Origin of the sequence: Paenibacillus farraposensis (assembly GCF_020736845.1) — a bacterium.
Taxonomy (GTDB): Bacteria; Bacillota; Bacilli; order Paenibacillales; family Paenibacillaceae; genus Paenibacillus; species Paenibacillus farraposensis.
The window spans coordinates 160-524 of the sequence record NZ_JAFFQR010000079.1 but is presented as its reverse complement, the minus strand read 5'-3'; the positions used below and the strand labels follow the sequence as shown (position 1 = coordinate 524).

The 365-nt window shown below is 50.1% G+C and carries 4 tRNA genes; all 4 read right to left on the bottom strand.

The features are described from left to right. A tRNA-Gln gene (locus JO375_RS12645) sits at positions 1-68 on the bottom strand. A 57-nt stretch (positions 69-125) separates the two neighbouring features. After that, positions 126-201: transfer RNA gene (locus JO375_RS12640), tRNA-Val, on the bottom strand. Between the two features lie 6 nt (positions 202-207). After that, a tRNA-Glu gene (locus JO375_RS12635) sits at positions 208-279 on the bottom strand. Positions 280-290: 11 nt separating this feature from the next. Then, positions 291-363: transfer RNA gene (locus JO375_RS12630), tRNA-Thr, on the bottom strand. Positions 364-365 lie beyond the last annotated feature (2 nt).

The window sequence follows — 365 nt, the reverse complement described above, 5'->3', positions numbered from 1 at the left end:
GGGATATAGGATTTGAACCTATGCATGACGGAGTCAAAGTCCGTTGCCTTACCGCTTGGCTAATCCCCAATATGCATATAATCCACAATTCCCTCAATTTTCATCCAATGAGGTTGAACAAAAAATGGTGGAGGCTGAGGGGATCGAACCCCCGACCCTCTGCTTGTAAGGCAGATGCTCTCCCAGCTGAGCTAAGCCTCCATATTATGACCCGTAGGGGATTCGAACCCCTGTTACCTCCGTGAAAGGGAGGTGTCTTAACCCCTTGACCAACGGGCCATCCTACAACAAGCTCTCAACCGGGATCGAACCGGTGACCTCATCCTTACCATGGATGCACTCTACCTACTGAGCTATGAGAGCAA